This is a genomic window from Stenotrophomonas lacuserhaii, from assembly GCF_039674585.1.
Taxonomy (GTDB): Bacteria; Pseudomonadota; Gammaproteobacteria; order Xanthomonadales; family Xanthomonadaceae; genus Stenotrophomonas; species Stenotrophomonas pennii_A.
In genome coordinates this window covers 35,715-46,873 of the sequence record NZ_JBDJNU010000030.1, presented here as the reverse complement: position 1 = coordinate 46,873, position 11,159 = coordinate 35,715, and the positions used below count along the sequence as shown (strand labels likewise).

Sequence of the window (11,159 nt, the reverse complement as noted above, 5' to 3'; positions counted from 1 at the left end):
CGACGATGGCGCGGGCACTCCGCAGGCACGCCGCCTGACCAGCGTGGCGGAAGGCGCGTTGGCCGCCGACAGCACCGAAGCGGTCAACGGCGCGCAGCTGTTCGCCACCAACGAACGGGTGACCACGGCTGAAGGCAACATCAGCAGCATCGATGGCCGGGTGACCAGCAACACCACCAACATCGGGGGCCTCACCACGCGTGTCGGCACGGCCGAAACTAACATCACGACCAATACGTCCGACATCACCAACCTGACCAGCGTGGTCGACGGACTGTCCTCCGGCACCGCCGGCCTGGTGACTTTCGACGACCCCAGCAGCACGGTGAAAGTGGCTGCGTCGAAAGGCGGCACGGCAGTTGATTTCGCCGGCGACGATGGCGCGGGCACTCCGCAGGCACGCCGCCTGACCAGCGTGGCGGAAGGCGCGTTGGCCGCCGACAGCACCGAAGCGGTCAACGGCGCGCAGCTGTTCGCCACCAATGAACGGGTGACCACGGCTGAAGGCAACATCAGCAGCATCGATGGCCGGGTGACCAGCAACACCACCACCATCGGCAACCTGACCGCGCTTGTCGATGGACTGTCTGGCGGCACGGCCGGCCTGGTGACGTATGACGATCCCACCGGCACGGTGAAGGTGGCGGCGGCCAAGGGCGGCAGCGTCGTCGACTACGCCGGCGTGGATGCCGGCGGCAATGCCATCGCGCGGCGCCTCGTCAACGTGTCCAACGGCCTGGCCGCGGCGGATTCGGTGAATGTCAGCCAGCTGTCGCCGCTGGTCGATGCACTTGGCGGCGGCGCGACGCTGGATCCTGCCAGCGGCGTGGTGGTGGGGCCTACGTATGCAGTGCAGGGCGGCAGCCATGCAACGGTCGGGGACGCGCTGGCGGCCTTCGACAGCACCGTGTCAGGACACGCTGGTCAGTTGATCGATCTGGATACGCGGCTGGATGATCTTGCTGCCGGTGCGGCGGGTCTGGTGACCTATGACGATGCCAGCGGCAGGGTCATCGTGGGCGCGGCGAAGGGCGGTGAAGCGGTGGATTTCAGTGGCACCGATGGGGCGCGTCGGCTCAGCGGGGTGGCCAATGGCATTGATGACGGCGACGCGGTGTCGATGGGGCAGCTGCGTGCCGCCGGTGCCATTGATCCGGTGCGCGGCAACCTGCTGACCGTGCTGACCTACGACGATGACTCGCTCGCGCGGGCGTCGTTGGGGGGTACCGATGGCTCGGTGATCGACAACCTGGCTGACGGCCGGGTGGCGCTGGGCAGCCGCGAGGCCATCAATGGTGGCCAGCTGCAATCGGTGCAGGACACGCTGCAGGCGCAGCTGGACGGCCTGGATGCGCGCGTCGGCGTGGTCGAGCAGGCGCTGGAAGATGGCGCCGGCAACGGCGGCCCGCTGCCCCCGGGCAGCGGCGCGGGGTCGGTGGTGATCGGTGACGGTGCGGATGCGTCCGGCGAGCGTTCCGTGGCGATCGGTGAGGACGCGCAGTCCTCCGGCGATGGGTCGGTGGCGATAGGGGCGGGCGCCTCGGCCAGCGGCCGCGATTCGGTGGCGATCGGCAACGGATCGGTCGCCGACCGCGACCGTGAGTATTCGGTTGGTGCGCCCGGCCAGGAACGCGTGGTCAGCAACGTGGCGCCCGGGGTGCGGCCCACCGATGCGGTCAACCTGCAGCAGCTTGAGCAGGGCCTGCAGGACGGACGCGATTACACCGATGCACGCATCCACGAACTGGACCGTCGACTGGACCGCATGGGCGCCATCACCGCCGCCTACGCAGGCATGGCGACCAACACGGCCGGCCTGGCCGGGGACAACCGCGTCGGTGCCGGGGTGGGCGCGCAGAACGGCCGTACTGCGCTGGCGGTGGGCTACCAGCGCATCCTGGGCATGAAGAAGAACGTCAGCGTATCGCTGGGCGGGGCCTTCAGCGGCAGCGACCAGAGTGTGTCGGCGGGCGCAGGTTTCAGCTGGTGATGCCGTCGGGGGCCCCGGAGGGGGGCTGGCGCTGAACCACGCCCAACCCCTGGCGCGCTGCGGACCGGCGCGCCATCGCCGTAAACCTGCCGCTTACGCACCGCGCGCTATGCTGCGGCGAGTCAATCGCTGCAGGAACGTCCATGCGGACTGCCGTCTTCCTTACTCCCGTATTGCTGATGGCCGGCCTGTCCGGCTGTGGTGGCCGTGCGGCCGACAGTACCTTGCTGCGGGAATCGTTTGATTCAGGCGACATGTACTCGCGCACCGTGGACGGTTCGCCGGCCGAGGCCTGCGAGGCCGCCCGGCGCACCTTGCTCAGCCAGGGCTATGCGATCGCCCGTGCCGACGGGACCGGCGTGGAAGGCAGCAAGAATTTCCAGCCGCGCGATGACGACCACGAACAGTTGGTGCTGCGTATTTCCTGTGCGCCACGCGGCGAGCAGGCGCTGGTGTTCATCAGCGCGGTGCAGGACCGTTACGCGTTGAAGAAGAGCCCGACCTCGGCCAGCGTGGGCGTAGGCGCGCTGGGCTCGGTGTCGCTGCCGTTCGGCAGCAATGACGATTCGCTGGTGAAGGTCGCCAGCAGCACGGTGCAGGACGGCGAGTTCTATGGCCGGTTCTTCCAGCGGCTGCAGCAGTACCTGCCGGTGGTGGCGGCCCCGGCCCCGGCGCCCGCAGCGGATCCGCCGCCATCCGACGGCACGGACGACGGGCTGCGCTGAGCGTGCGCACAGCTGCGCTGCTGGGGGTCCTGCTGGCCCTTCCGGGCTCGGCGCTGTCGGCTGTGCCGGATTGCACGCAGGGGCTGCTGGAGCGCTTGGGATGGCGATTCGAGTCGGCGGCGGTGACTGCGCCCGACGTGCACGGCGGCCCTGTCTGCACCCGCGAGGATCTACGCCAGGCGCACGCGCAGGGTGATCTGCGCGCCACGCTTCCGCGTCAGTGGCAGCCTGCCGAGCGTGCGGAATTCATGCAGCACCTGCTGGACGACCCGGCCAGTGTCTGTGCCTACGCGATGCGGGTGGGCGAAGCAGCGCGACGCGCGGCACACGCGCTGGAAAGTAATCCGGGCTATCGGTTTTCAGGCCTGCAGCTCGGCTGGATCGGCTTCGGCGCGCGTGGCGCGCAGGCGCAGGGATGGCAGCGTACGCGCAGCCTGGGGCGGGGTTACCAGCCCGCGGGCAGCAACAGCCAGGCATTGGCGGCTTTCTACACGGGCAGCGTGCGAAGCGAGTGCGGTGTCGGGCGCCAGGTCGCCCAGCTGGCTACGCAGCGCGAACTGCACGGGGATGCCTCGTTCGACACGGCGTTCGACAACGATGAGCTCGGCATCGGCACGTTCGTCGGCCTGCACGACACCGACAGCATCCTGCTCGGCGCGCACGCTGGCGACCTGTTCGCCGACGGCAAGGCGGTACGCACCTCGGCGATGGGGCGGCAGGCCTTCATGGGTGCGCCGGGTTACCTCACCCACGCGCTCGGCCGGGAAACGCTGGACGACCTGAACAACCAGGCCGAGAATTTCATCGTGGTGGACGTGGGCGCCGAGGCGGCCGACGCGCTGCGGCGGCACGGCGGATTCGGCTGGTACGACCAGCGCAACCGGGAACTCTGGGAACTGTCCCGGCAGCTGCCACGCCGTGGCGTTCGTTTCTTCGAACGGCTGTTGGCCGAGCGCGATCCTGCCCTGCGCGCATCGCTCACCGATGATGAAGCGGTGCGGGTGGAGCGCATGGACGCCGTGCTGGACGATCCGTTCTACCGGCAGTTCCTGATCTTCGTGCACCCGCGCGGTATAAAGCCCATCGGCTTCCATGTCGCACGCCTGCTGGACCGTAACCCGCGCACGCCGTTCACGGTGGAGCTGACGGTGCACAATCTGCCTACCACGCTGTACCGGCGCTGGCAGCAGGCGCAGTTGCGCCACTGCGCGGCAACCGGACTGCCGGGCAGCCTGACTTCTGATTCCGGACCCGACGGCGATGCCGGTCGCCGTCCCTCAACGCAAAGGTGAAACAGATGGATATCGCAATGATCGGCCTCGGCCGGATGGGCGCCAACATGGCCCAGCGGCTGCAGCGTGGCGGCCACCGCGTAGTGGGCCATGACCCGATGGAAGCGGCGCGCACGCGGGCGGCGGAGTCAGGGCTGGAGGTGTTCGCCACGCTGGCCGAAGCGGTCGCCGCGCTGCCGGTGCCGCGCGTGGTGTGGCTGATGGTGCCGGCCGGCGATACCGTCGACCAGACGTTGGCGCAGCTGGTACCGCATCTCGCTGAAGGCGATGTGGTGATCGATGGCGGCAACTCGAACTACCAGGACTCCATCCGCCGCGCGCGTTCGCTCGCCGACGATGACATCTTCTACCTGGACTGCGGCACCAGCGGCGGCGTGTGGGGGCTGCAGGAAGGCTACAGCCTGATGATCGGCGGTGATGCCGCCACGGTGGAACAGCTGGCGCCGCTGTTCCAGGCCTTGGCTCCGGCTGCCGATCGCGGCTGGGCACGGGTGGGGCCGAACGGGGCAGGGCACTTCACCAAGATGATCCACAACGGCATCGAGTACGGAATGATGCAGGCCTATGCCGAAGGCTTCGCGCTGATGGAGCGCAAGGAAGAAATGGAACTCGACCTGGGCCAGGTCGCCGAGGTGTGGCGGCACGGCAGCGTGGTGCGTTCGTGGTTGCTGGACCTGAGCGCGCAGGCACTGCAGCGCAATCCGGCGCTGGACGGCATCGCGCCCTACGTGGAGGATTCCGGCGAGGGCCGCTGGACGGTGGCCGAAGCCATCGCGCTGGATGTACCGGCACCGGTAATCACCCTTTCGCTGCTCGAGCGGCTGCGTTCGCGCCAGTCGAACAGCTTCAGCGACCGTCTGCTGGCGGCGATGCGCAATGAATTCGGCGGGCACGCAATCAAGAAGATCTGATCGCCCTGGTAGCGCCGAGCCATGCTCGGCGGACGCGGGGAAAACCGCGAGAAGCCGTCGATAATGGCCCGGCGCTACCAGGCGCATCACAGCGCGATGGTGCGGCCCTCGCGCGCGCTGCGGCGTCCAGCATCCAGCAGCTGCATCACCTGCAGCGCCTGCTCCGGGGTGACCTCGGCTGGTCCCTCGCCACGGATCGCCGCGGCGAAGGTGCTGTACAGCCGCCGATAGTCACCCGGCACGTTGTCCACGGTGGTGTGCTGCAACGTGCCCGCGTCGTCGAAGGCCGAGTGGACGCCATGCAGGGGATCCAGCCCCCAGCCCGGCGCGCCGGGTACCTTGCCTGCGGCCAGCTGTGCTTCCTGCACATCCAGTCCCTGTTTGATCCAGCTGCCTTTGCTGCCGTGCACGCTGAAGCGCGGCGCTGCTGCGCTGACCAGCGAACCCGCATGCACGATGGCGCGCATGCGGGGATAGTGCAGCACCGCATGCAGGTAGTCCGTGCTGCCTTCGCCGCGCTGGCAGTCAAGGTCGGCGGTGATCGCCTGCGGCCAACCGAACAGCTGCAGCATCTGGTCGAGCAGATGCGGGCCCAGGTCGTACCACAGGCCACTGCCCGGTTGCTCGCGCTCGCGCCAGCGATCGCGCACCTGCGGGCGGAAGCGGTCGAAATGCGAATGGCATTCGGCGATATCGCCCAGCGCGCCGCTTGCCAGCAGCTGCCGAAGCGTAAGGAAGTCCGCATCGAAACGCCGGTTCTGGAACACGGTCACCACGCGTGCGTTTTCCTCCGCAGCGCGCAGCACGGTTTCCGCCTGCGCGGTGTCCAGCGCGAAGGGCTTGTCCACCAGCACATGCTTGCCGGCGCGCAGTGCGGCGATGGCCAGCGGCGCGTGCTGGTCGTTGGGGGTTGCAATCACCACGGCATCCACGGACGGGTCTCCGAGTACGTCCCCGGGGGCGGGACGCACATGCACATCGGTGAAATGCCGACGCAGTTCATCCCGTCGTGAACTGACCACGCTGTGCAGGGAAAGTCCGGGCGTATGCTGGATCAGCGGCGCGTGGAATACCCGTCCAGCCAGGCCGTAGCCGATCAGTGCAACCTGCAGGTCGACAGACATGGCGTGCTCCGCGTTGCGTAGGGAGGGACAGCGTACCGGCACCTCGCCGCCCGGCAAAACATGAACGGTCGGCGTCTGCAACGCGCTGATTCACCCCGGCATGACGGCACCCGCACACGGGCTGGACGCTGCCTGCGGGACACTTCGGGCACCAACGAGGAGGACCGCACGATGAAGACGAATTCCAAGCTGCTTACTGCGACCATTGGGCTGGGCATGCTGCTGTCCGCACCGCTGGCCATGGCCAACGACCCGGCCAGGAAGGACGCCACGATGGCGCAGGACCGCACCCATGCGGCCAACCATGACTCCAACGAGCCGGTCACCGATACCTGGATCACCACCAAGGTGAAGGGTGATCTGGCCGTCAGCAGCAATGTGCCGGCAACCGACATCAGCGTGACCACCGTCAACGGCGTGGTGACGCTGAAAGGCAATGTCGCCAACAAGGCCGAGCATGACAAGGCGGTCAACACGGCCAAGGGGATCAAGGGTGTCACCCGCGTTGATTCCACCCAGCTGAAGGTCGCCAGCACCGCGTCGAAGTAATCCGGCGCGGCGACAGGGCAGGAAGGCGGAGGCGCTCCAGGTGAGCGCCTTTGCCGTTTCTGGCTCTGGCGCGGAGCGGAACCCGCTGCTGCAATGTCGCGCTGGCTTATCCTTGGATGACTGATGATCCGCGCGACCGACCACGCCGTATCACCGCCGTTGCGGATTGCGGCCCCGTTCATTACCCACGGTCCCGCCGAAACCGGGGCCCTGCTGCCGATCCGGGTCTGCAACAGAAGCCTGCCAGCTTCCGACTGCACCGCGCCCCCCGTGGCGAGCGGCGCGCCCAGCTGGCGCAGGATCCTGCTGGCGGTGGGGACGCTGGCGGCACTCGGCTCGGTGGCCTACTGGACATTCGGCCAGCCTATGTTCGCGGTCGGGTCCCGCGCCGCCGCTCCGCCCCCCGCGCCGGAGTCCGGAGGCGCGCGCAGGGTCGTCGACTGGGCGGCGCTGGATCGCGTATGGCGCAAGTCGGTTGGTTGAACACCGCGGTCCTGGACTATAGTGGCTTCACGCGACCTTCGCGGCCTGGGTGGTTGCGCGGCGCGGGGGCGGCGTTCCGGAGTTCGCTGGGGGTTCGGCAATGTGGGTAGCCAGGGTGAGGCCATGCCAGTGAAAACTGAGGTGGGTGATCTGCGTATCCTGCTGGTCGAGGACGTGCCGGACGATGCCGAGCGCGTCGTTGCACAGATCCTGGCGGCGGGCATGCGCGCCAGTTTCCAGCGCGTGGACGAGGAAGCGCAGCTGCTTGACGCGCTGCAGGCGTTCCAGCCCCACGTCGTGCTGGCCGAACTGAACATGGCGGCCTTTTCAGGCTTCCAGGCTTTGGACATCGTACGCCTGGCGCAGCCGGACCTGCCATTCCTGTTCCTGTCCAGCACCACCGGTGAAGACGCCGCGGTAGCCGCTTTGCAGCGCGGTGCCAGCGACTACATCCTCAAGCACCAGCCGGCACGGCTGCCTTCAGCGGTGGCGCGTGCGGTGCGCGACGCCCGTGCCAACGGCGACCGCCAGCGTGTGGAGGGCGAACTTATGCGGGCACAGCGGCTGGAAAGCCTGTCGCTGCTCGCGGCGGGCCTCAGCCACGACCTGCGCAACATCCTGCAGCCCCTGCTGATCGTGCCGGAGCTGCTGAAAGCGCGTACGCAGGATCCGCAGCTGCTGCACATGGCCCAGGTCATCGCCGAATGCGGGCGGCGTGGCCACGAGATGGCCGAATCCATGCTGTCCTTCGTGCGCGGGTCTCCCAGGCCCAGCGAGCGGGTCCAGGTCCACCACCTTTTTGAGGCCGTGCAGCTGCTGCTGCGCGGTACCCTGCCCAGCGATGTCGAGCTGCAGGTGGAGACGGCGGGCGGCGCGCTGGCGGTGGATGGCAACTACACCGAGCTGCAGCAGGTGCTGCTGAACCTGGCACTCAACGCGCTGCAGGCGATGCCCGACGGCGGCAGGCTGACCCTGCGCGTGGACCTGGATGGCCTGCTCGAAGGACGCCGATGGCTGGTCATTTCGGTGATCGACGAGGGCACCGGCATGGACGCGCCCACCCTGGAACGGCTGTTCAGTCCGTTCTTCACCACCAAGCCGGATGGCACCGGACTGGGCCTGATGTCCTGCAAGCGGATCGTGGAAAGCTGCGGCGGCCGGATCGTGGTCACCAGCGCACCGGGCTGCGGGACGCGCTTCGACCTGCACCTGCCGGTCAGCGAACAGGCCGGAATACCGGCTTCGCCGAGCCAGCCGTTGGCGGCCGGAAAGGGCCAATCGATCCTGGTGGTGGATGCCGAGGCGACCCGCCTCTCGCTGCTCGGGAACGCCTTGTCCAGCCAGGGCTATCTGTTGCAACTGGCCTCCGATGGTGCAGCCGCGTTGCGGGCGGTGGGGCCCGATACGATGCCCGCACTGGTCATTCTGGATGGCGGGGCGCAGTTGCTGACCGCCAGCGCGCTGTTGTCCGAGCTATCACAGCGGGGATTCCGCGGCGCGGCGCTGTTGCTGCGCGATGACACCTGCGAGCTGCCTGTCGAGGCGCCAGCGGGGGTATCCCTTCACCTGCTGCGCAAACCGCTGGAGATGCAGCAGGTGTTCCGTTCGGTGGCCAAGGCGCTGCGCTCGCACCGGTAGGGACGGCCGCTGGCTGTCATGTTGGTGCTGTGGCGGGTGACGACCGTTTCCTGCTCTGGGTGGGCGACGACCGTGTCGTCACGCCTTCGCGTTCGCCAGGCATGGCTTGGCGCTACCCAGGCATCACGCCTGCTGTTCCCACGGGAAACGCGGCAGCGCGGCGACTGCCTGTTCGAGCCGGTGCGCCCAGTTGCGGTGGATGTCCGCATACAGTGGCGAATCACCACTCAGGCGCAGCTGCCCGCCGATCCGCAGTTCGTCGCGGCGCACCAGCGCGAGGTCCAGCGGCAGGCCCACCGACAGGTTCGAGCGGATGGTGGAATCCAGCGATACCACCGCGGTGCGGGCGGCATCGTCCAGCCGCGTCCGCGGGCGGATGATGCGGTCCAGGATCGGCTTGCCGTACTTGGATTCACCGATCTGCAGGTAAGGCGTTTCGGGCGAGGCGGAGATGGCATTGCCAAGGGGATAGACCATGTAGAGGCCAGGCCGCTCGCCGGCGATCTGCCCACCGAGGATCAACGTCGCCTGGGTGTTCACCCCATCGTGGCCGTGTTCCACGTCGCGGCATTTGACCTGGCTGTCGACCAGCAGCGCGCCGACATACTCGGCCACCTCGAACAGGTGGCGCAGGCCGCGCAGGTTCGGCGTGCGCTGCTCTTCCACGTCGCGCTGCAGGCGTGAAACCAGCAGCTGGGTGGTGGCCAGGTTGCCGCTGGCCATCAGCACGAACACCGCCTCGCCGGGGTATTCGAAGACATGCAGCTTGCGATGGACGCGTACATCGTCCACCGACGCATTGGTGCGGGTGTCGGCCGCAAAGACCAGCCCCTCGTCCACGTCGATTCCGACGCAATAAGTCATTGGCATCGTCCCATCAAGTGCGGTCCAATGGTACGGGTGATGCCGTGATGAAGACATTACCTCCCCCCTGCCACCCGATGATCCGCATGACCACCGTGCTCCTCAGCCTGGGCAGCAATGTCCAGCCCCGCCGCCACCTGCATGCCGCCGTGGCCGCCCTGGCCGAACACTTCGGCAGCATCACCGTCTCCCCGGCCTATCGCACGGCGGCGGTGGGCTTTGACGGTCCTGCGTTCCTCAACAATGCCGTGGCGATCGAAACCGAGCTGGGCCTTGACGCATTGGATGCCTGGGCGCATGCACTGGAAGACCGGCACGGGCGTGACCGCAGCGGGCCGCGCTTTTCCGACCGGACGCTGGACATCGACGTGGTGTTCTACGGCGACCTGATCGTCGAAGGGCCGGGGCATCTGCGCATTCCGCGCCCCGAGCTGAAGCATGCCTTCGTGATCAAGCCGCTGGCCGACATCGCGCCGGACTTCGTCGATCCGGTCAGCGGGCTGACCCTGGACGCGCTGTGGCGGGCCCACCGCCAGTTCGGGGATGCCTTCGAGGTGGTGGAGCTGGGCCCCGAAGACGAGGGCTGATGCCGCGACATGCCCGACCGCGGTCGTCACCGACCCCGGTAGCGCCGAAGGCAGCGGCAGGAGCCGCTGCCAACGTCGCCTGCGACGGCCCGGAGGGTGCCGGTCAGGACGGCCGGCATCGCCATGCTCGGCGAGCGCAGCGGCAAAGGGGGGGACGACCCGCGGTCGTCACCCACCGCGGTCGTCACGACCGAAGCCGGCGGCTCAGGACAGCGTGCGGCCGCCATCCAGCCGCAGGGTGTGGCCGGTAACGAAGCCTGCATCCATGATCAGCCAGCGCACCGCCTCGGCGATCTCTTCCACCGTGCCGATGCGCGCCAGCGGGGTGCGCGCCAGCAGCGCTTCGCGGGCGAAATCATCCTTGCCGCTTTCCGGCCACAGGATGGCCCCCGGCGCCACCGCGTTCACCCGCACCTTGGGCGCCAGCTCCAGTGCCAGTGCGCGGGTCACCATTTCCAGCGCGGCCTTGGCCATGCAGTAGGCGGGATGGTCGCGCATGGGCTGGCTGCCGTGCAGGTCGGTGAGATTGACGATGCTGCCGTGGCTGCGGCGCAGGTGCGGTGCAGCGGCCTGTGCCAGCAGCAGCGGCGCGCGCGCATTCACCGCGTACAGATCATCGATGGCTTCGGCGGTGATCTGCCCGAGCGGGGTAGCGAAGAAGTTGGAGGCATTGTTGACCAGCGCATCCAGCCTGCCGAAATGGGCCACTGCCTGGTCGACCAGGTCGGCCAGGGCGTCGCTGTCACGCAGGTCGGCCTGCAGCGCCAGCACGCTGCCCGGCCGGGCCAGTTCAAACGCGAAAGCGGCCTGCTGCAGCTCGTCGCTGGAGCGGTTGGCGTGCAGCACGATGTTGTAGCCAGCCTGGTGCAGATGACCGGCAATGGCCGCACCGATGCGGCGCGCGCTGCCGGTGATCAGGGCCACGGGGGCGGGAGGGGTCATCGGGAACTCCATGGCTCGGCTATCCTGTGCACCATTGTCACCGCATTTGAAGAC

At 68.2% G+C, this 11,159-nt stretch carries 11 protein-coding genes; 8 read left to right on the top strand and 3 right to left on the bottom strand.

Annotated features, from left to right (window positions below; all coding sequences use genetic code 11):
- From ABE522_RS12405 to gnd, 4 genes are all read left to right on the top strand, one after another.
- Positions 1-1,990 (top strand): YadA family autotransporter adhesin (locus ABE522_RS12405; RefSeq protein WP_346591946.1); only part of this gene is annotated, 1,990 nt, incomplete at its 5' end.
- Positions 1,991-2,133: 143 nt separating this feature from the next.
- A complete protein-coding gene (locus ABE522_RS12400; RefSeq protein ID WP_346591945.1) occupies positions 2,134-2,715 on the top strand; it encodes a DUF2242 domain-containing protein in 582 nt (193 codons plus the stop codon).
- A gap of 2 nt (positions 2,716-2,717) precedes the next feature.
- Positions 2,718-4,007, top strand: a complete 1,290-nt coding sequence (locus ABE522_RS12395) for a hypothetical protein (RefSeq protein ID WP_346591944.1) — start codon at positions 2,718-2,720, stop codon at positions 4,005-4,007.
- Between the two features lie 5 nt (positions 4,008-4,012).
- Positions 4,013-4,918, top strand: a complete 906-nt coding sequence (gene gnd, locus ABE522_RS12390) for a phosphogluconate dehydrogenase (NAD(+)-dependent, decarboxylating) (protein ID WP_346591943.1) — start codon at positions 4,013-4,015, stop codon at positions 4,916-4,918.
- A gap of 86 nt (positions 4,919-5,004) precedes the next feature.
- Here gnd and ABE522_RS12385 read toward each other — a convergent pair whose 3' ends face one another.
- Positions 5,005-6,042 carry an oxidoreductase gene (locus ABE522_RS12385; protein ID WP_346591942.1) on the bottom strand — a complete coding sequence of 346 codons (1,038 nt, stop codon included), beginning with the start codon at positions 6,040-6,042 and terminating at the stop codon, positions 5,005-5,007.
- A gap of 171 nt (positions 6,043-6,213) precedes the next feature.
- Between ABE522_RS12385 and ABE522_RS12380 the strand changes: the two genes are divergently transcribed.
- The 3 genes from ABE522_RS12380 (at position 6,214) to ABE522_RS12370 (ending at position 8,712) form a co-directional block, all read left to right on the top strand.
- Positions 6,214-6,591: a BON domain-containing protein gene (locus ABE522_RS12380; RefSeq protein ID WP_346591941.1), complete on the top strand. Its 378-nt coding sequence runs from the start codon at positions 6,214-6,216 to the stop codon at positions 6,589-6,591.
- A gap of 123 nt (positions 6,592-6,714) precedes the next feature.
- Entirely contained in the window at positions 6,715-7,074 is a 360-nt protein-coding gene (locus ABE522_RS12375) for a hypothetical protein (RefSeq protein ID WP_346591940.1), read from the top strand.
- Between the two features lie 123 nt (positions 7,075-7,197).
- Positions 7,198-8,712, top strand: a complete 1,515-nt coding sequence (locus tag ABE522_RS12370; RefSeq protein ID WP_346591939.1) for an ATP-binding response regulator — start codon at positions 7,198-7,200, stop codon at positions 8,710-8,712.
- Positions 8,713-8,835: 123 nt separating this feature from the next.
- On the opposite strand, the gene ABE522_RS12365 is transcribed toward ABE522_RS12370, so the two are convergent.
- A complete protein-coding gene (locus tag ABE522_RS12365) occupies positions 8,836-9,576 on the bottom strand; it encodes a proteasome-type protease (RefSeq protein WP_346591938.1) in 741 nt (246 codons plus the stop codon).
- 86 nt (positions 9,577-9,662) lie between these two features.
- Here ABE522_RS12365 and folK point away from each other — a divergent pair, with 86 nt between their 5' ends.
- Complete coding sequence (gene folK, locus ABE522_RS12360) at positions 9,663-10,163, top strand: 2-amino-4-hydroxy-6-hydroxymethyldihydropteridine diphosphokinase (RefSeq protein ID WP_346591937.1); 501 nt, start codon at positions 9,663-9,665, stop codon at positions 10,161-10,163.
- A gap of 204 nt (positions 10,164-10,367) precedes the next feature.
- Here folK and ABE522_RS12355 read toward each other — a convergent pair whose 3' ends face one another.
- Entirely contained in the window at positions 10,368-11,105 is a 738-nt protein-coding gene (locus tag ABE522_RS12355) for a pteridine reductase (protein ID WP_346591936.1), read from the bottom strand.
- Positions 11,106-11,159: the final 54 nt, after the last annotated feature.

Bases quoted from the DNA above. Each gene is read 5' to 3' on its own strand.
- ABE522_RS12400 (WP_346591945.1), top strand. From the start codon at position 2,134: ATGCGGACTGCCGTCTTCCTTACTCCCGTATTGCTGATGGCCGGCCTG.
- gnd (WP_346591943.1), top strand. From the start codon at position 4,013: ATGGATATCGCAATGATCGGCCTCGGCCGGATGGGCGCCAACATGGCC.
- ABE522_RS12385 (WP_346591942.1), bottom strand. From the start codon at position 6,042: ATGTCTGTCGACCTGCAGGTTGCACTGATCGGCTACGGCCTGGCTGGA.
- ABE522_RS12380 (WP_346591941.1), top strand. From the start codon at position 6,214: ATGAAGACGAATTCCAAGCTGCTTACTGCGACCATTGGGCTGGGCATG.
- ABE522_RS12375 (WP_346591940.1), top strand. From the start codon at position 6,715: ATGATCCGCGCGACCGACCACGCCGTATCACCGCCGTTGCGGATTGCG.
- ABE522_RS12370 (WP_346591939.1), top strand. From the start codon at position 7,198: ATGCCAGTGAAAACTGAGGTGGGTGATCTGCGTATCCTGCTGGTCGAG.
- ABE522_RS12365 (WP_346591938.1), bottom strand. From the start codon at position 9,576: ATGACTTATTGCGTCGGAATCGACGTGGACGAGGGGCTGGTCTTTGCG.
- folK (WP_346591937.1), top strand. From the start codon at position 9,663: ATGACCACCGTGCTCCTCAGCCTGGGCAGCAATGTCCAGCCCCGCCGC.
- ABE522_RS12355 (WP_346591936.1), bottom strand. From the start codon at position 11,105: ATGACCCCTCCCGCCCCCGTGGCCCTGATCACCGGCAGCGCGCGCCGC.